The organism is Enterobacter sp. kpr-6, from assembly GCF_900116015.1.
Taxonomy (GTDB): Bacteria; Pseudomonadota; Gammaproteobacteria; order Enterobacterales; family Enterobacteriaceae; genus Enterobacter_D.
On sequence record NZ_FOYH01000001.1, the window covers coordinates 475,235 to 502,127 of the forward strand.

20 protein-coding genes are annotated in these 26,893 nt (G+C 52.3%); 16 read left to right on the plus strand and 4 right to left on the minus strand.

Annotated elements, in window-relative coordinates; genetic code table 11:
• Positions 1 to 59 precede the first annotated feature (59 nt).
• From lolA to BM373_RS02230, 7 genes are all read left to right on the plus strand, one after another.
• The gene (lolA, locus tag BM373_RS02200) at positions 60 to 671 is read left to right on the plus strand and encodes an outer membrane lipoprotein periplasmic chaperone LolA (protein ID WP_090458935.1); all 612 of its coding nucleotides are present in this window, start codon (positions 60 to 62) and stop codon (positions 669 to 671) included.
• 8 nt (positions 672 to 679) lie between these two features.
• The gene (gene rarA / locus BM373_RS02205; protein WP_090458938.1) at positions 680 to 2,023 is read left to right on the plus strand and encodes a replication-associated recombination protein RarA; all 1,344 of its coding nucleotides are present in this window, start codon (positions 680 to 682) and stop codon (positions 2,021 to 2,023) included.
• Between the two features lie 92 nt (positions 2,024 to 2,115).
• Entirely contained in the window at positions 2,116 to 3,408 is a 1,293-nt protein-coding gene (gene serS / locus BM373_RS02210; RefSeq protein ID WP_090458940.1) for a serine--tRNA ligase, read from the plus strand.
• Positions 3,409 to 3,604: 196 nt separating this feature from the next.
• Entirely contained in the window at positions 3,605 to 6,037 is a 2,433-nt protein-coding gene (gene dmsA / locus BM373_RS02215; RefSeq protein WP_090458942.1) for a dimethylsulfoxide reductase subunit A, read from the plus strand.
• 10 nt (positions 6,038 to 6,047) lie between these two features.
• Positions 6,048 to 6,665: a DMSO/selenate family reductase complex B subunit gene (locus BM373_RS02220; protein WP_090458946.1), complete on the plus strand. Its 618-nt coding sequence runs from the start codon at positions 6,048 to 6,050 to the stop codon at positions 6,663 to 6,665.
• 1 nt (position 6,666) lies between these two features.
• On the plus strand, positions 6,667 to 7,530 hold the full coding sequence (locus BM373_RS02225; RefSeq protein WP_090458948.1) for a DmsC/YnfH family molybdoenzyme membrane anchor subunit: 864 nt from the start codon (positions 6,667 to 6,669) through the stop codon (positions 7,528 to 7,530).
• Between the two features lie 263 nt (positions 7,531 to 7,793).
• Positions 7,794 to 8,942 (plus strand): MFS transporter, encoded by a 1,149-nt coding sequence (locus BM373_RS02230; protein ID WP_090458950.1) that lies wholly within the window; start codon positions 7,794 to 7,796, stop codon positions 8,940 to 8,942.
• Positions 8,943 to 9,027: 85 nt separating this feature from the next.
• Here the strand turns inward: BM373_RS02230 and pflA are convergent, their stop codons facing one another.
• The 4 genes from pflA to ycaO form a co-directional block, all read right to left on the minus strand.
• Positions 9,028 to 9,768 carry a pyruvate formate lyase 1-activating protein gene (gene pflA / locus BM373_RS02235; protein ID WP_090458954.1) on the minus strand — a complete coding sequence of 247 codons (741 nt, stop codon included), beginning with the start codon at positions 9,766 to 9,768 and terminating at the stop codon, positions 9,028 to 9,030.
• 191 nt (positions 9,769 to 9,959) lie between these two features.
• Complete coding sequence (gene pflB, locus BM373_RS02240; RefSeq protein WP_090458956.1) at positions 9,960 to 12,242, minus strand: formate C-acetyltransferase; 2,283 nt, start codon at positions 12,240 to 12,242, stop codon at positions 9,960 to 9,962.
• A gap of 51 nt (positions 12,243 to 12,293) precedes the next feature.
• Positions 12,294 to 13,151: a formate transporter FocA gene (gene focA, locus BM373_RS02245; protein ID WP_143102610.1), complete on the minus strand. Its 858-nt coding sequence runs from the start codon at positions 13,149 to 13,151 to the stop codon at positions 12,294 to 12,296.
• Between the two features lie 403 nt (positions 13,152 to 13,554).
• Positions 13,555 to 15,315, minus strand: a complete 1,761-nt coding sequence (gene ycaO, locus BM373_RS02250; protein ID WP_090458960.1) for a 30S ribosomal protein S12 methylthiotransferase accessory factor YcaO — start codon at positions 15,313 to 15,315, stop codon at positions 13,555 to 13,557.
• Between the two features lie 137 nt (positions 15,316 to 15,452).
• On the opposite strand from ycaO, the gene BM373_RS02255 reads away from it, so the two are divergent.
• The 9 genes from BM373_RS02255 (at position 15,453) to rpsA (ending at position 26,751) form a co-directional block, all read left to right on the plus strand.
• On the plus strand, positions 15,453 to 16,145 hold the full coding sequence (locus BM373_RS02255; protein ID WP_090458963.1) for a DUF421 domain-containing protein: 693 nt from the start codon (positions 15,453 to 15,455) through the stop codon (positions 16,143 to 16,145).
• A 162-nt stretch (positions 16,146 to 16,307) separates the two neighbouring features.
• Positions 16,308 to 17,396, plus strand: coding sequence for a 3-phosphoserine/phosphohydroxythreonine transaminase (gene serC, locus BM373_RS02260; protein WP_090458965.1), 1,089 nt, complete (start codon positions 16,308 to 16,310; stop codon positions 17,394 to 17,396).
• Positions 17,397 to 17,468: 72 nt separating this feature from the next.
• A complete protein-coding gene (aroA, locus tag BM373_RS02265; RefSeq protein WP_090458967.1) occupies positions 17,469 to 18,752 on the plus strand; it encodes a 3-phosphoshikimate 1-carboxyvinyltransferase in 1,284 nt (427 codons plus the stop codon).
• A gap of 253 nt (positions 18,753 to 19,005) precedes the next feature.
• A complete protein-coding gene (locus BM373_RS02270; protein ID WP_090458969.1) occupies positions 19,006 to 20,427 on the plus strand; it encodes an MFS transporter in 1,422 nt (473 codons plus the stop codon).
• The gene (locus BM373_RS02275) at positions 20,402 to 22,162 is read left to right on the plus strand and encodes a sulfatase (RefSeq protein ID WP_090458972.1); all 1,761 of its coding nucleotides are present in this window, start codon (positions 20,402 to 20,404) and stop codon (positions 22,160 to 22,162) included. Before BM373_RS02270 ends, BM373_RS02275 begins: the two co-directional genes overlap by 26 nt.
• 145 nt (positions 22,163 to 22,307) lie before the next feature.
• The gene (locus tag BM373_RS02280; RefSeq protein WP_090458974.1) at positions 22,308 to 23,207 is read left to right on the plus strand and encodes a LysR family transcriptional regulator; all 900 of its coding nucleotides are present in this window, start codon (positions 22,308 to 22,310) and stop codon (positions 23,205 to 23,207) included.
• A 129-nt stretch (positions 23,208 to 23,336) separates the two neighbouring features.
• Complete coding sequence (locus BM373_RS02285; protein WP_090458976.1) at positions 23,337 to 24,104, plus strand: metalloprotease LoiP; 768 nt, start codon at positions 23,337 to 23,339, stop codon at positions 24,102 to 24,104.
• 173 nt (positions 24,105 to 24,277) lie between these two features.
• A complete protein-coding gene (gene cmk / locus BM373_RS02290) occupies positions 24,278 to 24,961 on the plus strand; it encodes a (d)CMP kinase (protein ID WP_090458978.1) in 684 nt (227 codons plus the stop codon).
• 116 nt (positions 24,962 to 25,077) lie between these two features.
• Positions 25,078 to 26,751, plus strand: coding sequence for a 30S ribosomal protein S1 (rpsA, locus tag BM373_RS02295; RefSeq protein WP_090458980.1), 1,674 nt, complete (start codon positions 25,078 to 25,080; stop codon positions 26,749 to 26,751).
• Positions 26,752 to 26,893 lie beyond the last annotated feature (142 nt).

The following is a 26,893-nucleotide window of genomic DNA, read 5'->3' on the forward strand; positions in this document are numbered from 1 at the left end:
CCTACAGTGAATGCCAGAAGCTTCTCCCGGTTTGGGAATGACGTATTTAAGGATTAATGATGAAAAAAATTGCCATCACCTGTGCATTATTAACAAGCCTTGCAGCCAGCAACGTCTGGGCGGATGCCGCCGGCGATCTGAAAAGCCGTCTCGACAAGGTCGGCAGTTTCCACGCCAGCTTCACCCAAAAAGTGACCGATGGCAGCGGCGCTGCGGTACAGGAAGGTCAGGGCGATCTGTGGGTGAAACGTCCTAATCTGTTCAACTGGCATATGACGCAGCCGGATGAGAGCATCCTGGTATCGGATGGTAAAACGTTGTGGTTTTACAACCCGTTTGTTGAGCAGGCCACCGCAACGAACCTGAGCTCCGCAACCGGTAACACACCGTTTATGCTGATTGCCCGGAATCAGGCCAGCGACTGGCAGCAGTATAATATTAAGCAAAATGGTGATGACTTTATCCTGGTACCGAAAGGCAACACCGGTAACCTGAAGCAGTTCACCATTAACGTCAGCCAGAACGGCACCATCAACCAGTTCAGCGCCGTTGAACAGGATGATCAGCGCAGCACATACCAGCTGCGCTCGCAACAAAACGGGGCTGTCGATTCCTCAAAATTCACCTTTACCCCGCCGCAGGGCGTAACGGTGGACGATCAACGTAAATAGAGGCATGAGTGAGCAACCTGTCGCTCGATTTTTCAGATAATGCATTTCAACCTCTGGCCGCGCGTATGCGGCCAGAAAATTTAGCCCAGTACATTGGCCAGCAACACCTGCTGGCCGCGGGCAAACCTTTGCCACGCGCTATTGAGGCCGGGCATCTTCACTCAATGATCCTCTGGGGGCCGCCTGGCACCGGTAAAACCACGCTGGCAGAAGTTATTGGCCGCTACGCCAGTGCTGATGTTGAGCGTATTTCTGCCGTGACCTCCGGGGTAAAAGAGATCCGCGAAGCGATCGAGCGCGCACGGCAAAACCGCAACGCCGGGCGTCGCACCATTCTGTTTGTCGATGAAGTCCATCGCTTTAATAAAAGCCAGCAGGATGCATTTCTGCCGCATATTGAAGATGGCACGATTACTTTCATCGGCGCGACGACTGAAAACCCATCCTTTGAACTTAACTCCGCATTGCTTTCCCGCGCCCGTGTCTATCTGTTGAAATCATTAACGGTAGAAGATATCGAGCAGGTGCTCGAACAGGCGATGACCGACAGCGCCCGCGGTTACGGCGGCCAGGATATTGTACTCCCGGATGACACCCGCAAAGCCATTGCTGAACTGGTTAACGGCGATGCAAGGCGCGCACTCAACACGCTGGAAATGATGGCGGATATGGCGGAGTTGGACGCCTCCGGCAAACGCGTGCTCAAACAAAGTTTGCTGACCGAAATCGCCGGGGAACGCAGCGCGCGTTTTGATAATAAAGGCGATCGCTTTTACGATCTGATTTCCGCCCTGCACAAGTCAGTGCGCGGTAGCGCCCCGGATGCGGCACTCTACTGGTATGCGCGCATCATCACCGCAGGCGGCGATCCGCTGTACGTGGCGCGCCGTTGCCTGGCTATCGCCTCAGAAGATGTTGGCAACGCCGATCCGCGCGCGATGCAGGTAGCACTTTCCGCGTGGGATTGCTTTACCCGCGTCGGCCCGGCAGAAGGGGAACGCGCCATTGCTCAGGCCATTGTCTATCTCGCCTGCGCGCCAAAAAGCAACGCCGTTTATACCGCATTCAAAGCAGCGATGGCCGACGCCCGCGAGCGTCCGGATTATGACGTGCCGGAACATTTGCGTAATGCGCCGACCAAACTGATGAAAGAAATGGGATACGGTCAGGAATACCGTTATGCTCACGACGAAGCCAACGCTTACGCGGCAGGCGAAGTCTATTTCCCGCAGGAAATAGCGCAAACACGCTACTATCATCCCACTAACAGAGGTCTTGAAGGCAAGATTGGCGAAAAGCTCGCCTGGCTGGCTGAACAGGATCATAAAAGCCCCACAAAACGCTATCGCTAAGTGAGACGTTGCGGTAAGGTTATCGGTGATTCTTGTGGTCGCAGGCTGTGGCCACTTTCTCTCAATTTCAATTCGATAAGCACAGGATAAGCATGCTCGATCCCAATCTGCTGCGTACCGAGCCAGACGCAGTCGCAGAAAAACTGGCACGCCGGGGCTTTAAGCTGGATGTAGATAAACTGCGCGCTCTTGAAGAGCGTCGTAAAGTTTTGCAGGTCAATACAGAAAACTTGCAGGCGGAACGTAACTCGCGATCGAAATCCATTGGCCAGGCGAAAGCGCGCGGGGAAGATATCGAGCCATTACGCCTGGAAGTGAATAAGCTGGGCGAAGAACTGGATGCGGCGAAAGCCGAGCTGGAAACCCTGCTGGCAGAAATTCGCGATATCGCGCTGACCATCCCGAATATGCCGCACGATGATGCGCCGGTTGGCCGTGATGAAAACGATAACGTTGAAGTAAGCCGCTGGGGTACGCCGCGCACCTTCGATTTTGACGTTCGCGATCACGTAACGCTGGGTGAAATGCACAGCGGGCTGGATTTTGCGGCCGCCGTTAAACTGACCGGTTCACGCTTTGTGGTGATGAAAGGCCAGATCGCGCGTATGCACCGTGCGCTGTCGCAGTTCATGCTCGATCTGCATACTGAACAGCATGGCTACAGCGAAAACTACGTTCCGTATCTGGTTAACCACGATACGCTATACGGTACCGGGCAGTTGCCGAAGTTTGCTGGCGACCTGTTCCATACCCGTCCGCTGGACGAAGAGGCTGACAGCAGCAACTATGCGCTGATCCCAACCGCAGAAGTACCGCTGACCAACCTCGTGCGCGATGAAATCATCGACGAAGACGACCTGCCAATCAAAATGACCGCGCACACGCCGTGCTTCCGTTCTGAAGCGGGCTCTTACGGTCGTGATACCCGTGGTCTGATTCGTATGCACCAGTTCGATAAAGTGGAGATGGTGCAGATCGTTCGCCCTGAAGACTCCATGGAAGCGCTGGAAGAGATGACCGGTCACGCGGAAAAAGTGCTGCAATTACTGGGCCTGCCGTACCGTAAAATCATTCTTTGCACCGGTGATATGGGCTTCGGTGCCTGCAAAACCTACGATCTGGAAGTCTGGATCCCGGCACAGAATACCTACCGTGAGATCTCTTCGTGCTCCAACATCGGGGACTTCCAGGCGCGTCGTATGCAGGCTCGCTGCCGCAGCAAAACCGACAAGAAAACCCGTCTGGTTCACACGCTGAACGGTTCTGGTCTGGCGGTAGGACGTACGCTGGTCGCGGTGCTGGAAAACTATCAGCAGGCTGATGGCCGCATCGAAGTGCCAGAAGTGCTGCGCCCGTACATGAAAGGGCTTGAGTTTATCGGCTAATCGCCAGCACTCTCCATTTAAAAGCGCCTGCGGGCGCTTTTTTATTGGCGCATTGACATCAAACAATACCCACATGAAGTAAAGTTGTAATACTCACTTTGTATTAACGCAGCATAAAAAACTTAAAAATCGTTCAGTCGTTGTATTTAACACTATATAGCGTTTGTTTTTTTGTGAGCAATCAAAGTGAGTCCCTATGAAGCCAACAATTCCCTCGTTGCTGGCCGCTGAAGTTACTCGCCGGGGTTTAGTAAAAACCACGGCGCTCGGCGGTCTGGCTGTTGCCAGCAGTACCCTGACGTTACCCTTTTCCCGCTTTGCCCGTGCGCTGACGCCGACTGAAAACGTTGAAAAAGTCGTCTGGAGCGCCTGTACCGTAAACTGCGGCAGCCGTTGCCCGCTGCGTATGCACGTCGTAAATGGCGAAATCAGCTACGTTGAAACCGACAATACCGGTGATGATAATTACGATGGCCTGCACCAGGTGCGCGCCTGCCTGCGCGGGCGTTCAATGCGTCGTCGCGTCTATAACCCGGATCGACTCAAGTACCCGATGAAACGCGTCGGTAAGCGTGGCGAAGGTAAATTCGAGCGTATTAGCTGGGAAGAAGCCTTCGACACCATCGCCAGCAACATGCAGCGGCTCATCAAAGACTACGGCAACGAATCGATCTACCTGAACTACGGCACCGGCACGCTCGGCGGCACCTTAACCCGTTCATGGCCGCCAGGAAAAACGCTGATCGCGCGGCTGATGAACTGCTGTGGCGGCTATCTCAATCACTACGGTGATTACTCTACGGCGCAAATTGCGGCGGGCCTGAATTACACTTACGGCGGATGGGCCGATGGCAACAGCCCGTCCGACATCGAAAACAGCCAGTTAGTGGTGCTGTTCGGGAATAACCCTGGCGAAACGCGCATGAGCGGCGGTGGGGTAACCTACTACATTGAGCAGGCACGACAAAAATCGAATGCCCGCATGATCATCATTGATCCGCGCTATACCGATACCGGGGCCGGGCGCGAAGATGAATGGATCCCCATTCGTCCCGGCACTGATGCCGCGCTGGTGGCGGGTCTGGCCTGGGTGTTGATTAACGAAAACCTGGTCGATCAACCGTTCCTCGATAAATACTGCGTCGGCTACGACGAGAAAACCCTGCCAGCAGATGCGCCCGCTAACGGCCATTACAAAGCGTATATTTTAGGGCAGGGTGCAGACGGCATCGCCAAAACACCGGAATGGGCTGCGCAAATCACCGGCATTCCGACCTCACGGATCGTCAAACTGGCACGTGAAATCGGCCAGGCAAAACCGGCATTTATCTCCCAGGGCTGGGGGCCGCAGCGTCATTCCAACGGTGAGTTAGTCTCCCGCGCTATCGCCATGCTACCGATTCTGACCGGCAACGTAGGTATTAACGGTGGCAACAGCGGCGCGCGGGAAGGCTCTTATTCGCTGCCGTTTGAACGGATGCCAACGCTGGAAAACCCGGTCGCCACCAGCATTTCCATGTTTATGTGGACGGATGCCATTGAGCGCGGCCCTGAAATGACCGCCACCCGCGACGGCGTGCGCGGCAAAGACAAGCTCGACGTGCCGATTAAAATGGTCTGGAACTACGCCAGTAACTGTCTTATCAACCAGCATTCAGAAATTAACCGCACCCATGACATTCTTCAGGATGAGAAAAAGTGCGAACTGATTGTGGTGGTGGACTGCCATATGACCTCGTCGGCGAAGTACGCCGATATCATCCTCCCGGACTGCACGGCGTCTGAGCAGATGGATTTCGCCCTCGATGCCTCCTGCGGCAATATGGATTATGTGATTTTTGCCGATCAGGTCATCAAACCGCGCTTTGAATGTAAAACCATTTATGAGATGACCACCGAGCTGGCGAAGCGCATGGGCGTGGAAGCCCGCTTCACCGAGGGGCGCACGCAGGAAGGCTGGATGCGCCATCTTTATGAGCAATCCCGCGCAGCCCTCCCGGCGCTGCCCTCGTTTGATGAGTTCCGCAAACAGGGGATCTTCAAACAGCGCGACCCGGAAGGCCACCATGTGGCATACCGCGAGTTCCGCGCCGATCCGCAGGCCAATCCGCTGACCACCCCATCCGGCAAAATTGAAATCTACTCCGCACAACTGGCTGAGATCGCTGCCACCTGGCAACTGGATAAGGACGATGTTATCGATCCGCTTCCGGTCTACAGCCCCGGCTTTGAAAGCTACCGCGATCCGCTGACCAAAGATTACCCGCTCCAGTTAACCGGGTTTCACTACAAAGCACGTACCCACTCCACCTATGGCAACGTGGACGTGCTGAAAGCGGCCTGCCGCCAGGAAATGTGGATTAATCCGCTCGATGCGCAGTCACGCGGGATCGCTAATGGCGACAAAGTGCGCATTTCTAACGGGCGTGGTGAAGTGCACATTGAAGCGAAGGTCACGCCGCGCATTATCCCTGGCGTGGTGGCGCTGGGCGAGGGGGCCTGGTACGACCCGGATGAGAAGGGCATTGATAAAGCAGGCAGTATTAATGTGCTCACCACGCAGCGTCCGTCGCCGCTGGCGAAGGGCAATCCGTCGCACAGCAATCTCGTCCAGGTCGCTAAGGTTTAAGGAGTAACCGATGACTGTTCAGTATGGTTTTTACGTCGATTCCAGCCGCTGCACCGGGTGCAAAACCTGCGAGCTGGCCTGCAAGGATTACAAAGATTTGACCCCCGACGTCAGTTTCCGCCGCATTTATGAATACGCGGGCGGCGACTGGCAGGAAGATAACGGCGTCTGGCACCAGAATGTCTTTGCCTCCTATCTGTCGATTGCCTGCAACCACTGCGAAGATCCGGCCTGCACCAAAGTCTGCCCGAGCGGGGCGATGCACAAGCGCGAGGACGGGTTTGTGGTGGTCAATGAAGACGTGTGTATCGGCTGCCGCTACTGCCATATGGCCTGTCCGTATGGCGCGCCGCAGTACAACGCCGCCAAAGGCCATATGACCAAATGCGACGGCTGCCACTCGCGGGTGATGGACGGCAAGAAACCGATCTGCGTCGAGTCCTGCCCGCTGCGCGCGCTGGATTTCGCCCCGATTGACGAACTGCGTCAAAAATACGGCACGCTGGATGCGGTCGCGCCGCTGCCCGCCGGGCGCTTCACTAAGCCCAACCTGGTGATTAAACCCAACGCCAACAGCCGCCCGACCGGGGACAAAACCGGCTATCTGGCTAACCCGCAGGAGGTGTGAGATGGGAAACGGATGGCATGAATGGCCGCTGATGATCTTTACTGTGCTCGGACAGTGCGTGGCGGGCGGATTTATTGTCCTCACCTTTGCGCTGCTGCGTGGGCGACAAACGGATACCCAGCGGCACCGCATTATCCGCACCATGTTCGGGCTGTGGGTGCTGATGGGCATCGGTTTTGCCGCGTCTATGTTGCACCTGGGTTCGCCGCTGCGCGCACTGAACTCGCTCAACCGAATCGGCAGTTCGGCACTCAGCAATGAGATTGCCGCCGGCTCGCTGTTTTTTGCCGTCGGCGGGCTCGGCTGGCTGTTAGCGGTATTCAAAAAACTGCCGCCTCCGCTGTACCGTGTCTGGCTGCTAATTACGGCGGTGCTGGGCGTGGTATTTGTCTGGATGATGGGACGGGTGTATGACTCCATCGACACGGTGCCCACCTGGTTTACGCTGTGGACGCCGCTGGGCTTTTTCCTGACGATGTTCACCGGCGGCCCGCTGCTCGGCTACCTGCTGCTGCGTCTGGCAGGGTATCAGGCCTGCGCCATGCGCGGATTACCGGTGGTCACGCTGCTGGCGCTGGTGGCAAGCCTGGCAGTGGCTGTGATGCAGGGCATCGGGCTGGGGACTATCTCCAGTTCCGTCGCCCAGGCAGGCAGCCTGGTGCCCGACTATGGCGAGTTAATGGTCTGGCGTGCGGGACTGTTACTGGTGGCTCTTGGCATCTGGGTTCTGCCTCAGCGCAGAAACAGCCTGCCGGGACTGCCCGTGCTGTCGCTGGCTTTTGTTCTGCTGCTCGCGGGTGAGTTGATTGGCCGTGGCGTCTTTTATGGTCTGCATATGACCGTGGGCGTGGCGGTCGCCGGATAAGCCTTCTGCATTCACCGGGGCTGCGGTCCCGGTGATGTTATTTTGATGAAATATTTCAACTGACCGCTGCGAGTGATTCATAATATTAATCTTATAAATCAGCGTGATGATTAAGCGCATTTGACGATCCCCGCTGCGTTGCATCAGTAATTTCAATCGACGCCGATAAAAGCAGCAGAATTGACATTTTGTGTGGATTGACAAAGTTTTAGCGAGTGGCATGATGCGCTCGAATTCTGAACTTCCTCACGGTTTTATCATCCATGTCTACGTATACCCGGCCAGTGCAATTGCTGCTCTGTGGCCTGCTGCTTTTGACCCTGGCGATTGCGACGCTCAACACGCTCGTCCCGCTCTGGCTCGCCCATGAACATCTGCCAACCTGGCAGGTCGGGATGGTCGGGTCTGCCTTTTTCACCGGTAATCTTATCGGTACTCTCATGACCGGGCGCTTAATTAAACGCATAGGATTTAACCGCAGCTATTACATCGCCTCGCTGGTCTTTGCCGCAGGGTGCGTGGGGCTGGGCATTACGGTGGGCTTCTGGAGCTGGATGATATGGCGTTTTATCGCCGGTATCGGCTGCGCGATGATTTGGGTGGTCGTGGAAAGTGCGCTGATGTGTAGCGGGACGTCACGCAATCGCGGACGTCTGCTCGCCGCTTATATGATGGTGTACTACGTGGGCACCGTTCTCGGTCAGCTGATGGTCAGCAAACTCTCCACAGAACTGATGCACGTTCTGCCGTGGGTGACCGGACTGGTGCTGGCGGCGATCCTGCCGCTGCTGTTTACCCGCATTGTGAACGCGCACAGTGAGCATCAGGAAGCCACTACCATCTGGCCAATGCTGCGACTGCGCCAGGCGCGCCTTGGCGTCAACGGCTGCATTATTTCGGGAATAGTGCTTGGCTCACTCTATGGATTGATGCCGCTCTATCTTAATCACCGTGGCGTGAGCGATGCCGGCATTGGTTTCTGGATGGCGGTCATGGTCAGCGCCGGGATTGTCGGTCAGTGGCCGATAGGACGTCTGGCAGATCGCTTTGGTCGCCTACTGGTATTGCGCGTGCAGGTTTTCGTGGTGATCATCGGCTGCTTTGCGATGTTAAGCAATGCGGCCATGGCTCCGGCACTGTTTGTGCTGGGTGCAGCGGGCTTTACGCTTTATCCAGTGGCGATGGCCTGGGCCTGTGAGAAAGTGGAACATCATCAACTGGTGGCCATGAATCAGGCGTTGCTGCTCAGCTATACCGTCGGCAGCCTCCTGGGGCCAACTCTGACCTCCATGCTGATGCAAAGCTATTCCGATAGCCTGCTGTTTATCATGATCGCCAGCGTGTCGTTTATCTATCTCCTGATGCTGCTGCGAAAAGCGGGTCAGCATCCAACCCCTGTGGCGCACGCCTGATATAAAAAAGCCTGTCGATGACAGGCTTATGAGTGTTCAGTGCTCATGTTTGCCAGGTATGCGTAGCGCCGCCTGGCAGACAAACTCAGTACATGACTTTGTGACCGTACTGTTCCAGGATGCCTTTAACGCGATCCATGGTCTCTTTTTTCGGCGGATGGATGCCATCCAGTTTGTATTCTTCGCCCATCGCCACCCATTTATGTTTACCCAGCTCGTGATAGGGCAGCAGCTCGATTTTCTCGACATTGCCCATGTCACGGGTGAATTCCCCGAGGCGATGCGCCGAATCATCATCATCTGACCAGCCCGGCACCACAACGTAGCGGATCCAGACTTTAATATTTTTGTTCGACAGGTATTTGGCGAATTCGAGCGTGCGGTGGTTAGACACGCCAACCAGATTCTGGTGGATCTCATCGTTCATCTGCTTGAGATCGAGCATCACCAGGTCAGTAACCTCCAGCAGTTCATCAATCACCGGATCGTAGCGACGGACAAAGCCGTTGGTATCCAGACAGGTGTGAATGCCTTCTTCGTGGCAGGCGCGGAACCAGTCGCGGACGAACTCTGCCTGGAGAATAGCCTCGCCACCGGATGCCGTTACGCCGCCGCCGGAAGCGTTCATAAAGTGGCGATAGGTCACCACTTCTTTCATTAGCTCTTCCACGGTAATTTCTTTCCCGCCATGCGTATCCCAGGTATCCCGGTTATGGCAGTACAGGCAGCGCATCAGGCAGCCCTGAAGAAAGGTGATAAAGCGAATGCCCGGGCCATCAACTGTGCCACAGGATTCAAATGAGTGAATGCGACCGATAACTGACATTGCGATGTATCTCCAGGTGTGGTTCATCCGGAACCTGTTTTTGCACAGCTCAATCCGGCTGTGTTAAGTCTGTTTTGGCAAGTGCCTGAATAGACAGTTGGCAAAGCAGGCTCGTTGGAGAAGAGGGGCTTGTTAAAAAGGCCCCACGAATGTGGAGCCTTTATTGTACGCTTTTTCAGCCAGACTTGAAATTACATGGTCTGGGTGAAGGTACGGGTAATAACATCCTGCTGCTGTTCTTTAGTCAGGGAGTTAAAACGTACCGCGTAACCGGAAACACGGATGGTCAACTGCGGATATTTTTCCGGGTTTTCCATGGCGTCGAGCAGCATTTCACGGTTCATCACGTTCACGTTGAGGTGCTGACCACCTTCAATGGAAGACTCGTGATGGAAGTAACCATCCATCAGGCCTGCCAGGTTGGTTTTACGCACTTCGTCGTCTTTACCCAGTGCGTTCGGCACGATAGAGAAGGTGTAAGAGATACCATCTTTAGCGTAAGCGAACGGCAGTTTAGCAACGGAAGTCAGAGAGGCAACAGCACCTTTCTGGTCACGACCGTGCATCGGGTTAGCACCTGGGCCAAACGGCGCGCCAGCGCGACGACCATCCGGGGTGTTACCCGTTTTCTTACCATAAACCACGTTAGAGGTGATGGTCAGAACAGACTGAGTCGGGATAGCATCACGGTAAGTGGTCAGTTTCTGAATTTTCTTCATGAAACGTTCAACCAGGTCAACCGCCAGGTCATCTACGCGAGAGTCGTTGTTACCAAACTGCGGGTATTCGCCTTCGATTTTGAAGTCAGTCGCCAGACCATCTTCATCACGAATCGGGGTCACTTTCGCATATTTGATTGCAGACAGGGAGTCAGCGGCAACGGACAGACCTGCGATACCACACGCCATGGTACGGATAACGTCACGGTCATGCAGTGCCATCAGTGACGCTTCATAGCTGTACTTGTCGTGCATGTAATGGATGATGTTCAGTGCGGTAACGTACTGTTTAGCCAGCCAGTCCATGAAGTGATCCATGCGATCCATCACTTCGTCGAAGTTCAGCACATCGCCTTTGATCGGCTCAGATTTCGGGCCAACCTGGATTTTCAGTTTTTCATCAACGCCGCCGTTGATTGCGTACAGCATGGTTTTCGCGAGGTTAGCGCGCGCACCGAAGAACTGCATTTGCTTACCAACAACCATCGGGCTTACGCAGCAAGCGATCGCGTAATCGTCGTTGTTGAAGTCAGGACGCATCAGGTCATCGTTTTCATACTGCAGAGAGGAGGTGTCGATAGACACTTTCGCTGCATATTTTTTGAAGCCCATCGGCAGTTTTTCTGACCACAGTACGGTGATGTTTGGCTCCGGTGACGGACCCATGGTGTACAGGGTGTTCAGGAAACGGAAGCTGTTTTTGGTGACCAGAGTACGGCCATCAACGCCCATACCGGCGATGGATTCAGTTGCCCAGATCGGGTCGCCTGAGAACAGTTCATCATACTCAGGGGTACGCAGGAAGCGAACCATACGCAGTTTCATGACCAGGTGGTCAATCATTTCCTGAGCGTCTTGTTCGGTGATTTTGCCTGCTTTCAGGTCGCGTTCAATGTACACGTCGAGGAAGGTGGACACACGACCGAAGGACATTGCTGCGCCGTTCTGGGATTTAACTGCAGCCAGGTAGCCGAAGTAAGTCCACTGTACAGCTTCCTGAGCGGTGGTTGCCGGGCCGGAGATATCGCAGCCATATTTCGCTGCCATTTCTTTGATCTGACCCAGAGCGCGATACTGCTCGGAGATTTCTTCACGCAGACGGATAGTCGCTTCCAGATCAACGCCATTTTCCAGTTTGTCTTGCAGAGACAGGAACTGAGCGTATTTGTCTTTCATCAGGAAGTCGATGCCGTACAGCGCAACACGACGGTAGTCACCGATGATACGGCCACGGCCATAAGCATCCGGCAGACCGGTCAGCACGCCAGATTTACGGCAGTTCAGGATGTCTTTGGTGTAAACGTCAAACACGCCCTGGTTGTGAGTCTTGCGGTATTCGGTGAAGATTTTTTTCAGCATCGGGTCCAGTTCGCGGTTGTACGCTTTGCAGGAACCTTCAACCATTTTGATGCCGCCGAACGGGATGATCGCACGTTTCAGAGGCGCTTCAGTTTGCAGACCAACGATTTTCTCAAGCGCTTTATTGATGTAGCCCGCGTCGTGAGAAGTGATAGTGGAAGCAACGGAAGTATCGAAATCAACTGGCGCGTGAGTGCGGTTTTCCAGTTTAACGCCTTCCATGACTTTGTCCCACAACGTGGTGGTGGCATCAGTCGCGCCGGCCAGGAAGGATTCGTCGCCCTCGTAAGGAGCGTAGTTTTTCTGGATAAAGTCGCGTACGTTGACTTCGTTCTGCCAGTCACCTTTCGCAAAACCTTCCCAGGCTGTGGCTAACTTTTCATTAAGTTCGGACATGTAACACCTACCTTCTTAAGTGGATTTTTTATTTACTGCCTGAAACAACCATTAATGATGATCGTCGCCACGCAGGTAAATGACCCAGTATGTCAACCCAACGAGTAAACCCCCACCGATGATGTTCCCGATTGTTACCGGAATCAGATTGTCTGTGATGAAGTTCATTACTGTCAGGTGAGAAAAATTCTCCGGAGACGAACCAACTGCGGTCCAGAATTCCGGTGTCGCAAAGTGGCGGATTACGATACCCATTGGGATCATAAACATGTTGGCGATGCTGTGCTCAAAACCGCTTGCGACAAACATACCAACGGGTAAAAGCATGATGAACGACTTGTCCATCAGGCTACGGCCAGAGTAGCTCATCCACACCGCCAGACAGACCATCAGGTTCGCCAGGATACCCAGTGCCACGGCTTCAATAAATGTGTGATGCAGCTTATGGTCGGCGGTTTGCAGAACGTTAAGTCCCCATCCGCCATTGGCGACCATATATTCGCCAGATAACCACATCAACAGTACGAATAATAGCGCACCCACCAGGTTCCCGACATAGACGTTTAACCAGTTACGTCCCAGTTGGCCCCAGGTGATGCGTCCGCTGGCTTTAGCCACGACGATAAGCACTGTTGAAGTAAACAGGTCAGCGCCACAGATGACGCAAAGGATCAAGCCCAGTGAGAAGCACAGGCCGCCAATCAGTTTGGCGATGCCGTAGGGCATGGTCGCCGTGCCGGTGGTGGCAGTGATATAGAACACGAAGGCGATGGAGATAAAAACGCCCGCGGTGATCGCCAGATAAAAGGTTTTCAGCGGATGTTTTGTTGCTTTATAGACGCCTGCTTCTTCGGCCACTTTGGCCATCGCAGGAGGAAGCAATATATCAAAAGGGTTGTCAGCTTTCACACTAACTCTCTCTTTATTAAGTCGGCGACGAGATACTAACAAAGCATTATAGAAGAGAATTTGATATGGATCATATCTCGCCTGGCTTATAGGCCCGCACACTGTATGGTTTTACGGCAAATGCGGAGTAAAGTGTTGATTATGCAAATAAAAATAAATTTTAAAGTTTATGCAAAGAGTTGAATATTTTTATACGCGCTCCCATCTAACAGTTAATTAAAATGGAGTAATTGCCTCTAAAAGTAACAATTATGCCTGGGTACATAAATAATATTCACCCATAATTAACTTAATTATTACATTTGGCATTCATTGCCGAAATTATAAAAAACGGGGCAATGAAATTGCCCCGTAATATAGCCTTAACCCAGGCTTAAGCCTACTGCTTGTAATGTTATTTTACTTATTTCGCCCAGTAAGCCTTCTTCGCGCGTTGCAGATTCTCATAAGCCTGTAACAGTGACTGGTGCGCCGGGAAGGCGTCAAGCGTACCGTCAGCAGGCTGCAAGCCGTAGAACGGCGCTTCACCGCTGAGCGCTGCGCTCGCGGCTTCAACCGCTTCAGTGCCATACATACGGATAAATGCATGATGATATTGCAGCGGGTCACGCTCTTCTTCCTGCGCCAGCAACAGCAGCGTTTGCAGGCAGCGGTAATAGTTGGCACGCGCCGGGGTAAAGACGGAGGCATTAAACTCCATCGTCCATTCGGTCCAGATCAGCGCCTGTTCAGTATCACCGCCCGCCAGAGCCAGCATCGCTTTCAGTTCGCCAATGCGCAGGGTATACCAGCCGTTGTCTTTACCGGTCGCGATACCGAGCAGTTCACGCACGCGGGTAAAATCGTCATGACCTTCTTCATCAAGCTGAGCGATGAGGTTGAGGTAATCTTCTTTATCCCACTCGCTGCCCGGCAGCGCCAGCAGGGTCTCGCGCAGATGGCTGCCCATGGTGTTGTTGGCCAGCCACAGATCTTCTGCCGGATAAATATCAGACATCCCCGGCACAATGATGCGGCAGGCGTACACGCTCAGATGCTCATAGTCGGCAATGTAAACTTCCTGATCTTCTGCATCGAAGATCGCCATCAGCGTGGCGAACTCTTCTTCGGTAGTACCGGCGAAGCTCCAGTCAACGAACGGATAATCGGCGTCCTGCTTGAACATATCCCAGGAGATCAGACCGCTGGAATCGATAAAGTGGGTTTCCAGATTGGCGTGCTCAGCCACTTCTTCGTCATCGAAGGTCGGCGGAGTAAAGACATCGAGATCTTTCAGACCACGGCCCTGAAGCAGTTCGGTCACGGTACGCTCAAGGGCTACACCAAAGTCCGGATGCGCGCCGAAGGAGGCGAAACAGGTGCCGTTGGCCGGGTTAAAGAGCACCACGCAGATCACCGGATATTTGCCGCCCAGCGAGCCGTCATAGGCAAAAATCGGGAAACCTTCTGCTTCCAGTTTTTCGATGGAAGCCACCACGCCAGGATAGCGGGCCAGCACCTCTGCCGGGATCTCAGGCAGGCTGATGCTTTCGGCAATAATGCGATTTTTGATATGGCGCTCGAACACTTCCGACAGCCCCTGTACGCGGGCTTCGTTACGGGTGTTACCGGCAGACATACCGTTGGAGACATACAGGTTGCCGACGATATTCATCGGAATATAGACGGTCTGCTGGTCAGACTGACGGGTAAACGGCAGGCCACAAATCCCGCGCTCGTCATTGCCGGACTGCAAATCGACCAGCATGCTGGCAGCCAGTTCGTTCTCTGCATCGTAAAAAGCGCGCAGGCGCTCGTCCAGAATGCCTTCCGGCAATTCGTCATTTTCTGGCAGCGGGAACCATTTTTCATTCGGATAATGCACGAATTCGCCATTGGCGATAGCGTCGCCAAGCCAGAAGTCGGCAAAGAAATAGTTGGTGGACAAACGCTCAAAATATTCGCCCAGCGCGGAGGCCAGCGCCGCTTTTTTGGTCGCGCCCTTACCGTTGGTAAAGCACAGTGCGCAGGCTTTATCACGGATATGCACCGACCAGACGTTAGGAACCGGGTTAAGCCAGGAGGCTTCTTCAATATCAAAACCCAGATCGAGCAGTTTTTGCTGGAAGCGGGCGATGGAATCTTCCAGAGCGGCATCTTTGCCGGGGATAAATGTTTGCGTCATTGTCTTCACTTTATTCGTACGGAAAGCGCGCAATGATACGGGTTTTGCGTGGCAGGCGCTATCTTCTGGCGGCAGGCGGCAAAAATAAAACTACTGGCTATGCTTAGTAGCAGTAACTCACTGTTAAGGCTAAAAAAATGAAAGCGTTTGATCTGCAACGGATGATGCTCGATAAAGTCCCTCTGGAGTTTCTTGGAGAAGTGGCACTGCGCAGTCTCTTTACCTTCGTACTGGTATTCCTGTTTCTCAAAATCGCCGGACGCCGTGGCGTGCGGCAAATGTCGCTGTTTGAAGTGCTGATCATCCTGACGCTGGGTTCAGCGGCGGGTGACGTGGCCTTTTATGATGATGTCCCGCTGCTGCCGGTATTTATCGTGTTCGTCTCGCTGGCCGTGCTTTACCGCTCCGTGATGTGGGCGATGGCGCACAGTGAAAAGCTGGAGGATCTGCTGGAAGGCAAACCGGTAGTGATCGTGGAGGAGGGTGAACTGGCGTGGGAGAAGCTCAATAAAGAAAACATGACCGAATTTGAGTTTTTCATGGAGCTGCGCGTCAACGGCGTAGAGCAACTGGGGCAGGTGAGACTGGCGATCATGGAAACCAACGGCCAACTGAGCGTCTATTACTATTCTGATGACGAAGTGCGCCCCGGATTATGTATTTTGCCCCTTGAATGCAATACCCGTTACACCACGGTTCCCGATGATGGCGATTACGCCTGCGTACAGTGCAGCGAGGTGATCACCATGAAGGCGGGCGATCATCAATTATGTCCTCGCTGTGCAAATCCAGAATGGTCGAAGGCAAGCCGGGCATTACGCATTACCTGACAGCGTTTTTATCGTCCCTGCGCGGGCGTCTGCCATACATTCTACTGGTCTGCATCCGGCGCAAATCCCTGCTGCGCCGGAATACCCGTTGCGACACATGTCACTGAATGGTAAAACCAAGGTCACAGGAATAACTTATTGCTTTTAGCGTGGTGAGGGTAAATGGCTCAGGTTTACAATTTCAGTTCTGGCCCGGCAGTGTTACCGGCGGATGTGCTCAAACTGGCTCAACAGGATCTGTGTGACTGGCAGGGTCTGGGTACCTCGGTGATGGAAATCAGTCATCGTGGTAAAGAGTTTATTGCGGTCGCCGAAGAGGCAGAAAAAGATTTTCGTGACCTGCTAAATATTCCCTCTAACTATAAAGTTTTGTTCTGTCACGGTGGCGGTCGCGGTCAGTTCGCCGGTGTGCCGCTGAACATTCTGGGTGACAAAACCACCGCCGATTATGTTGATGCCGGTTACTGGGCTGCCAGCGCAGTAAAAGAAGCGAAAAAATACTGCACGCCGAATGTCATCGACGCCAAAACCACTATTGACGGTCTGCGCGGCGTTAAGCCGATGCGCGACTGGCAACTGAGCGATAACGCAGCCTATCTGCACTACTGCCCGAACGAAACTATCGACGGTATCGCCATTGATGAAACCCCGAACTTTGGCAACGATGTCATCGTGGCAGCGGATTTCTCCTCCACCATTCTTTCCCGTCCGCTCGATATCAGCCGTTATGGTGTGATCTACGCGGGCGCGCAGAAAAACATCGGTCCGGCCGGGCTGACGATTGTGATCGTGCGTGACGATCTGCTGGGTAAAGCGCACACCGCCTGCCCGTCGATCCTGGATTACACCGTGCTCAACGATAACGACTCTATGTTCAACACGCCGCCGACGTTTGCCTGGTATTTGTCAGGTCTGGTATTTAAATGGCTGAAAGCGCAGGGTGGCGTGGCGGTAATGGATCAGATCAACCAGCAAAAAGCCGACCTGCTGTACGGTGTCATTGATAACAGCGATTTCTACCGTAACGACGTTGCCGTGGCGAACCGCTCTCGCATGAACGTGCCGTTCCAGCTTGCTGACAGCCAGCTTGATAAAGTGTTCCTGGAAGAGTCTTTCGCCGCGGGCTTACATGCACTGAAAGGCCACCGCGTCGTCGGCGGGATGCGTGCTTCAATTTATAACGCGATGCCGCTGGAGGGCGTTAAAGTCCTTACCGATTTCATGACTGATTTCGAACGTCGTCACGGCTAATCGCCTGCCTTTATTACCCCCGCAGCCTCTCTGCGGGGTTTTTTTATTCTGTTCAGTTGAGAGTTAAGTTTCATGGAATCCCTGACGTTACAACCCATCGCCCGGGTAGATGGCACAATCAATCTGCCGGGCTCGAAAAGTGTCTCTAACCGCGCCCTGCTGTTAGCTGCGCTGGCACACGGCACCACCGTCCTGACCAACCTGCTGGACAGTGACGATGTCCGCCATATGCTCAATGCCCTGAGTGCGTTAGGCGTTCAGTACACCCTGTCAGCCGATCGTACCCGCTGTGAAATCACCGGCGTGGGCGGCCCGCTGCACTCGACTGAAAAACTGGAGCTGTTCCTTGGAAACGCGGGAACAGCCATGCGCCCGCTGGCGGCGGCGCTGTGCCTGGGCAGTAACGATCTGGTACTGACCGGTGAGCCGCGCATGAAAGAGCGCCCGATTGGTCATCTGGTTGATGCCCTGCGTCAGGGTGGCGCGCAGATTGATTATCTGGAGCAGGAAAATTACCCGCCATTGCGACTGCGCGGTGGTTTCACCGGTGGCAACGTTGAGGTCGATGGCAGCGTCTCCAGTCAGTTTTTAACCGCACTGCTAATGACCGCACCGCTGGCCCCACAGGACACGGTGATCTCCATCAAAGGCGATCTGGTATCGAAGCCGTACATCGACATCACCCTGCATCTGATGAAGACCTTCGGCGTGGAGGTTGATAACCAGAACTATCAACGCTTTGTGGTACGCGGTACACAGCAGTATCAATCGCCAGGCCAGTATCTGGTGGAAGGCGATGCGTCTTCAGCTTCCTATTTCCTCGCCGCAGGCGCAATTAAAGGCGGCACGGTCAAAGTGACCGGCATTGGCCGCAACAGCGTGCAGGGCGATATTCGTTTTGCCGATGTGCTGGAAAAAATGGGCGCAAGCGTGGAGTGGGGTGATGACTACATCGCCTGTACCCGTGGTGAACTGAACGCCGTGGATATGGACATGAACCATATTCCCGATGCTGCCATGACTATCGCTACCGCGGCGCTGTTTGCACGTGGAACCACAACGCTGCGTAATATCTATAACTGGCGCGTGAAAGAGACCGATCGTCTGTTCGCAATGGCGACCGAGTTGCGCAAAGTCGGTGCTGAGGTGGAAGAGGGCGAGGATTACGTCCGTATTACTCCGCCTGCCACGTTAAAGGTGACGGAAATCGGCACCTACAACGATCACCGCATGGCGATGTGTTTCTCGCTGGTGGCGCTCTCTGATACGCCAGTGACGATCCTTGACCCGAAATGTACGGCGAAAACCTTCCCGGACTATTTCGAACAACTGGCGCGTATTAGTACCCCCGCGTAAGTCTCTGTGCTGCGACAGTGTTTGTCGCAGCGTTTCCTTTATTTGGCCCATCTCACACTTTTAACTATTCATTATTTCAATTGTCTGGCGTGATTAATAACCATTACTCCTAACTCATTGTTTTTAAGGTTTTTTAGATGCCTGCTGCTTTGATTATTTAATTATTCAATACTTATTTTCTGATATTCAATTACGCAACGCTTTTTCTCCGCCACATACTCCCTGTGAAATAAACCCAAAAACCGGAGTGAAGATGAATAAGCTGACAACGACAGATCGCTTATCTTATGCGGTAGGTGGCGGTCTGGCATCAAATTTAGGCTTTTATGTAACCCTGATTTTCTTTATTACTTACGCAACCGATATTCACGGCGTTGATCCGATGACCGTCGGTTTTATTACATTAGTATCGCGGTTACTGGATGCCTTTATCGATCCTATTATGGGAGCCATTGGCGATAAAACCCGCACACGGTTTGGTAAATATCGCTTCTGGGTAATTTTCAGCGCGCCTTTTGCAGGGCTGACGACATGGGCCGTATTTGCCTGCCCGGATATTAGCGCGGTGGCGAAAGTCGTTTATATGTATGCCGCTTATATTATTTATTCTCTTGTCTCGACGGCAGCCAATATTCCTTATCATTCACTGACGGCATATCTCACCGACGATGTAAAAGAACGTTCCAATATCGTATTAATTAAACAATTTACCGGTCTTATCGCGCAATTTATTGTCAGCGCGGGCGGCGTCTGGATCCTGCAAACCTGTAGCGAGCGTTATGATGCTAACGGGCGTGCGATCATTGACAGCGCCGGATACCACACGCTCGGCGTGACTTTTGGGCTGTTAATTATGTTTGGCTTCTGGCTTTGTGCCTGGGGTGCAAGAAATAACGACACGGCAGAACGTCTGCTGCTGGAGAATTCAGAAGAAGATAAATTATCGGTTATCGCTGTTTTCCGCCAGGTTGTTAACGCCTTTCAGAGCCGTTCATTGCTGAGCCTCGCGATTATGTCTGCGGCCAGTACGCTGGTACTGGCGATGTCTTCCGGGATCACGGTACAGTTTTTTACCGCTGTGCTTAACGATCCGGCAATGGTGAAAACCGCAGCCCTGATTAATGTGGTTTTTGGTGCTGTCGTTTACGTGATCGTCAAGCTCTGTGTAACGCGTTACGGTAATAAACATAGCTTTGTCATCATGTGTTATCTCACGATTATTCCGGCGGTTATTCTCTGGTTTACCTTTAATAAAGAGGCGGTCTGGTATGTGATGATTATGCTCGGCCTGGTCATGTGCTTTACTCAGGGCGCAACACTGGTGACATGGATGATGGTGACGGACTGTGCCGATGAGTTGTACTGGAGAACGAATCAAAACTCCGCGGGTATTGCTTCATCGACGCTGACCTTTTCCAATAAGTTTGGTTCAGCTATTGGTGCCTTCGTTTTAGGTTATTCTTTAAATCTTATTCATTACGTCCCCGGCGCATCGGTGCAAAGTGCGGAAACGATTAGCGGCCTGATATTTTTAATGATTATCGTACCCGTCACAGGCAAGGTAATTGGCTTATTAAGCATGCTGTTTTATCCATTAAGCAAAAGCCGCCATCAGCAGATTCTTAATGAAATTCATACAAGGAGGTTTAATGAAAGCCGTCATTCTGATGTTTGATACGCTGTGCAGAAATAAACTGCCTAATTACAACCCGGCTGTCTGTAATATGCCTAATTTTGAACGCCTCGGACGGCATACGACAACGTTTAATAATTTTTATGTGGGCTCAATGCCCTGTATGCCTGCACGACGTGATTTACATACCGGCAGACTGAATTTTTTGCATCGCAGTTGGGGGCCGCTTGAGCCTTTTGATGACTCCGTTTTTGCGATGCTGAAAAAGCACGGTATCTATTCGCATCTGATCACCGATCACCAGCATTACTGGGAAGACGGCGGGGCGACTTACCACAACCGTTACAGCAGCTATGAATTTGTCCGGGGGCAGGAGGGCGATCTCTGGAAAGCCAGGCTGGGTGATAAAAGCGCCGAGGGGCTTGAAAATTACCAGCGCGTAGAGCCGCTGCGCAAAAATATGATTGCCCACGATCGGGTTAATCGCCAGTATCATCGCGATGAAAAAGATTACCCGCAGGCACAGTGTTATCAGCTTGGTCTGGAGTTTTTAAGCGAAAATTATCAGCAGGATAACTGGCTGCTGCAAATTGAATGCTTCGATCCGCACGAGCCGTTTACCGTGCCGGATCGCTTTAAAGCCATGGTGGATCCGTCGTTAATTACCAGCCAGTATGACTGGCCCGATTATTGTGCGATTGAACCCGGAAGCAGCGATAAAAAATTAAGCGATGAGCAAAAGAATTATCAGGCGCTGTTGCTGATGTGCGATGAATATCTGGGTAAAGTACTGGATTTCTTTGATGCCCATAATTTGTGGCAGGACACGTTGCTTATCGTGAATACCGACCACGGCTTTATGTTTGGCGAGAAAAACTGGTCAGGAAAAAGCGTGATGCCGGTCTATAACGAGATCGCCCATGTGCCTTTTTTTATCTGGCATCCGCATTATCCCTGCGCCGGACAAACCCGTAACGCGCTGGCACAGATGCATGACGTCACCGCGACGCTGCTGGACTATTTCAACGTCGCGCCAACTGAAACTATGACCGGGCATTCGCTGTCCCGCATCATTGCGGATGACACCAGCAATGCGGATGAGATTATCTTCGGCTATTTTGGCGCGCATGTAACGGTAACCGATGGCCGCTACCTTTATATGCGGGCTAACGCCTGTTATGACAACAAGCCACTTTATGAATATACCCTGATGCCGATGCGCATGCGGCGGATGTTTAATAAAGATGAGCTGGTCAATATGGAAATTGAGCATCACTTGCCCTTTACCAACGGTATGCCGGTGCTGAAAGTTCCGGGGCAGGCAGGCTTTTATTCAGCCTGGGCGCACGGCAATTTATTATTCGATCTGCAAAGCGATCCTGAACAGTTACAGCCGCTCACCGACTATGCCCTCGAAGCCCGGATGATGACGCTGTTGCACACCTGTCTGAAAAACGCCGAGGCACCTGAAGATGAATGGCGGCGTTTAGGTCTTCCGCCTGATGGGGCAGGGATCAACAAAGAAAACGTTCGGCTGGAACATAAGCAGCGGCAGGCAACGCTTACTGCATTAATCGGCGAGCTTTGCCAGGTGCGGATGCATCCTGAAACGCTCACATTATTGCTGGATATCGTTGCCGCTGGTGGGCAAAAGCTATTGCAGGATATCGCCAGCGATATCAGATCGGACGTGCTATGCAGGGAAGATATTTTACGCGTTTACGCAAAGCATCATTACCCGGTGGATTTATCGCCGCTTTTTGAACGTCACTGGTAATCTGCCAACAGATTAGCCGCAAATAATGCCTGGGCTGAATTTTCAGACCCAGGCATTTTTCTGTGTGATTAGGCTAACGTTCTTTTAAGCCCGTTGCGATTAATCTGTCGTGCAAATAAATAAGCGGGCCGGAGTCGTTAGCTTTATGTATTTACATAAATTATTCCATCAATTTAAAGTGCTGGTTGATGAACAGTCGTTTACGCGCGCGAGCGATAAATTGTGCATTTCTCAGCCTACGCTGACCCTCAATATTCAGCGCCTGGAAGAGCACCTGTGCGTTAAACTTTTAGTCCGTCATAAGAAAGAACTTCTGCTTACGCATATTGGTGAAAATCTGTATAAACATGCCTGTCTTCTGGAACGCAACTATAATCAGGCGATCCAGGAACTGGACTATCTGAGAAAAGTAAAGCGTTATACGGTGACACTCTTTTGCGGATATGCCTGGACGCACGGGAAACTTTTTAATTTGCTGGATGATTATTTAAAAAAACACGCCGAACTCAAAGTAGTACTAAAAAATGTTACCTCGGACGGCGGGCAAACGGCATTAATGGCGGGGCTGTGCGATATCGTATTAGGGGCTATCCCTCCCGTGGAGCAGCGAAAAAAGGAGCTCAACTACGTCGCTATATTTAATACGCAGTTTGTTCTTTTTTGCTCCGCATCCCATCCCTTTGCCCGCGAGCGCTTTGTTACGCATGCGCAACTTGAAGCCAGCGACTGGATCATGCTCAGGCATGAAGACCGCGAGAATAATCCGGATCCGTACCGTTATCCCTGTCATACCGACCGCATTCGTTTTGAAGTCTTTTCCGTAGCCAGCGCCATCAGTCTGACCCGCGCCAGTGATTGCCTGATTATGCTGCCTGTACAATTGCAATCAGAAGTATTACGACAAGGATTAGTGGCTCTTAAAAGCGAATTTGAATTTCAGCAATATGAAACGGGACTCATGTTTACGGACGAAGCGTTGTTACAGCAACATAAAAAAGATCTCATCGATACCATTATTTCATTAAAACTTAAATTTTCTTCGTAAAATTAATAAGTAAGGTGAATGATTCTGCAAAATATCCGTATTGTATAAGAGTGATAAAGCGGAATATAATTGCGCTGTTTTAACTCTTTTCTATATGAAAAAATAATTAATAATCAATGGATGATTTATATGAAGAATACAAAGCTCTGCCTGGCGCTGGCCATTTCAACCACTCTACTGGTGGGTTGTAATAGCATGAACGGTCTTGATGGCAATAAACTCGCCAGTTCCGGCCTGTCTGCTTTTAAAGCCGCGACCCTCAGTGACGCTGATGTTAAATCTATCTCCGATCAGGGCTGTAAAGAGATGGATAGTGAAAATAAAATAGCGAGCGCCTCCAGCAAATATGGCAAACGCCTGGCAAAAATTTCTAAAGCCCTGGGTAACAACATTAATGGCGTGCCGGTTAACTATAAGGTGTATTTGACCAGCGATGTTAACGCATGGGCGATGGCAAACGGCTGCGTGCGCGTGTACAGCGGGCTGATGGATCTGATGACCGATAATGAAGTGGAAGGGGTGCTCGGTCATGAACTCGGACACGTGGCTTTGGGCCATTCCCGCAAGGCAATGCAGACTGCCTATGCCACCGTTGCCGCACGTGATGCGATAGCCGCAACCAGTGGCGTTGCGGCTCAGTTGTCCAGTACGCAGTTAGGTGACATCGCAGAAGGAGCGATCAACTCCGCATTCTCCCGCAGTCAGGAATCGGACGCCGATGATTTCTCCTACGATCTGCTGAGAAAACGCGGCATCAGCACGCAGGGGCTGGTCGGCAGTTTTGATAAGCTGGCAAGCCTCGATGCCGGCCACAGTAAGTCTTTATTTGATTCTCACCCGCCTTCAGCCGAACGCGCGCAGCATATTCGCGATCGCATCGCAGACGATAAAAAGTAAGAAATTGTCACATTTCGGGCTGACCTCCTGTCAGCCCTCTATAATTGCGCAATCCTTCCCCAGACAGTTCGCCTGACAGCGGTTATTTACGCACGACAGTAACGGTCACTCGCATTGCAGCGTATAATGCGCGCCGTTCATGTTAACGGTATGCCTTTATTAAGGAGAAAAAGATGACGGCAGTTGCCCCGGTAATCACGATTGATGGGCCAAGCGGTGCGGGAAAGGGCACCCTGTGCAAAGCAATGGCAGAAGCACTGCAATGGCATTTGCTGGATTCGGGCGCAATCTATCGTGTGCTGGCGCTGGCAGCGTTGCATCACCATGTGGATGTCAGCTCTGAAGATGTGCTGGTACCGCTGGCGGCGCATCTGGATGTCCGCTTTGTGTCGACCAATGGTCATCTTGAAGTGATCCTCGAAGGTGAAGACGTGAGCGCAGAAATCCGCACCCAGGAGGTGGCGAATGCGGCCTCTCAGGTTGCTGCTTTCCCGCGCGTGCGCGAGGCGCTTTTGCGTCGCCAGCGTGCATTTCGCGAGGCTCCTGGTCTTATCGCCGATGGTCGCGATATGGGTACCGTGGTCTTCCCCGATGCGCCCGTGAAAATTTTTCTCGACGCCTCATCGGAAGAACGTGCGCATCGCCGCATGCTACAGTTGCAGGAAAAGGGCTTTAGTGTTAACTTTGAACGCCTTTTGGCCGAGATAAAAGAGCGCGACGATCGCGATCGTAATCGACCAGTAGCGCCTTTAGTACCCGCTGCCGATGCTTTAGTACTGGATTCAACCCGTTTAAGTATTGAGCAAGTGATTGAAAAAGCGCTACAATACGCCCGCCAAAAGCTGGCGCTCGCTTAATGCAACCAAATTCTGAAGTACCTGCTGCAAAGGAATTGTGAGCAGGCATGTGAAACAACCCCATCCGGCATGAAGCCAGGTGGACGTTAAATTGAAGAATCCTGAAGATTATCAATATGACTGAATCTTTTGCTCAACTATTTGAAGAATCCTTACAAACAATCGAAACCCGTCCGGGTTCCATCGTTCGTGGTGTTGTTGTTGCTATCGATAAAGATATCGTACTGGTTGATGCCGGTCTGAAATCTGAATCCGCCATCCCGGCTGAGCAGTTCAAAAACGCCCAGGGCGAGCTGGAAATTCAGGTTGGTGACGAAGTTGACGTTGCGCTTGACGCAGTAGAAGACGGCTTCGGTGAAACTCTGCTGTCCCGTGAGAAAGCTAAACGTCACGAAGCTTGGATCACGCTGGAAAAAGCATACGAAGACGCTGAAACTGTTGTTGGTGTTATCAACGGCAAAGTTAAAGGTGGCTTCACTGTTGAGCTGAACGGTATTCGTGCGTTCCTGCCAGGTTCTCTGGTAGACGTGCGTCCGGTTCGCGATACTCTGCACCTCGAAGGCAAAGAGCTTGAGTTCAAAGTAATCAAGCTTGACCAGAAGCGTAACAACGTGGTTGTTTCCCGTCGTGCGGTTATCGAGTCTGAGAACAGCGCAGAGCGCGATCAGCTGCTTGAAAACCTGCAAGAAGGCATGGAAGTTAAAGGTATCGTTAAGAACCTCACTGACTACGGTGCATTCGTTGATCTGGGTGGCGTTGATGGCCTGCTGCACATCACCGACATGGCGTGGAAACGCGTTAAGCATCCGAGCGAAATCGTAAACGTTGGCGACGAAATCACTGTTAAAGTGCTGAAGTTCGACCGCGAGCGTACTCGTGTTTCTCTGGGCCTGAAACAGCTGGGCGAAGATCCGTGGGTCGCTATCGCTAAGCGTTATCCGGAAGGTACCAAACTGACTGGGCGCGTGACCAACCTGACCGACTACGGCTGCTTCGTTGAAATCGAAGAAGGCGTTGAAGGCCTGGTGCACGTTTCCGAAATGGATTGGACCAACAAAAACATCCACCCGTCCAAAGTTGTTAACGTTGGCGATGTAGTGGAAGTTATGGTTCTGGATATCGACGAAGAACGTCGTCGTATCTCCCTGGGTCTGAAGCAGTGCAAAAACAACCCATGGCAGCAGTTCGCGGAAACCCACAACAAGGGTGACCGTGTTGAAGGTAAAATCAAGTCTATCACTGACTTCGGTATCTTCATCGGCCTGGACGGCGGCATCGACGGTCTGGTTCACCTGTCTGACATCTCCTGGAACGTTGCAGGCGAAGAAGCAGTACGTGAATACAAAAAAGGCGACGAAATCGCTGCCGTTGTTCTGCAAGTTGACGCAGAGCGTGAGCGTATCTCCCTGGGTGTTAAACAACTCGCAGAAGATCCGTTCAACAACTACGTTGCACTGAACAAGAAAGGTGCAATTGTTAACGGTAAAGTGACTGCTGTTGACGCGAAAGGCGCAACCGTAGAACTGGCTGACGGCGTTGAAGGTTACCTGCGCGCTTCTGAAGCTTCCCGTGACCGCGTTGAAGACGCAACTCTGGTTCTGAATGTTGGCGACGATGTTGAAGCTAAATTCACCGGTGTTGATCGTAAGAACCGCGTAGTTAGCCTGTCTGTTCGTGCGAAAGACGAAGCTGACGAGAAAGATGCAATCGCTACTGTTAACAACAAACAGGAAGAAGGCAATTTCTCTAACGCAATGGCTGAAGCATTCAAAGCAGCTAAAGGCGAGTAATCAGGCACTTGATTCCTTCATGTTGAAACGTCCGTTACAGCATGAAGGATGATGAGCAGCTTGACAGATTACAAGATTCATCCTGTAATCAATAACAAAGGGCGGCCCTGGCCGCCCTTGTTTACTATGCTGTTAGCTAATT